Annotated in this window: 1 protein-coding gene; it reads right to left on the minus strand. The window is 61.3% G+C overall.

Features of this window, described 5'->3' with window-relative positions; genetic code table 11:
- Positions 1–412: hypothetical protein (locus tag KMS84_RS43895; protein WP_256921320.1), on the minus strand; the 412-nt coding region annotated here is incomplete at its 3' end.
- Positions 413–452 lie beyond the last annotated feature (40 nt).

Here is a 452-nt window from a genome sequence, read left to right on the forward strand (position 1 = left end):
GGTAGATGCCGTAGATGGGCATTCCTGCCTGTACCAGCGGGCCAGCCCAGCGTCCGGCCATAGCGGCCCAACGTTCCATGGTCTTCTTGCCGATCCCCTTGAACAAGGTGGGCAACAGCTCTTTGCCCAGTTCCAGCGCCTTCTTCACGCCTTGCTCGGTCATCGTTTTCAGGTCGCCCATGGGCATTTTGCGCATGGCATCCTTGAGCGCTGGCGACAATCCACTGTCGTCATTGCAGTTGCTCTCGCGAGTAACGCCATTCACGCAGGCGTGAGCAGCACCGAAGGCGCTGTCGGCCAAAGTCTGGCCAATGTCTTCAAGTTTGCGCTGGGGTGCCGGCAACTCGGTCTTGAGGGCAGTCATCATGTCGGCGGTCAGCGCTGCGATGACTCTTGAGGCGCCGTCTTCCATGGCCCGCTCGCCCTGTCCAGCGGGTTGGAGGTGCGCATCG

Origin of the sequence: Streptomyces hilarionis, assembly GCF_024539675.1 — a bacterium.
GTDB classification, from domain to species: Bacteria; Actinomycetota; Actinomycetes; order Streptomycetales; family Streptomycetaceae; genus Streptomyces; species Streptomyces hilarionis.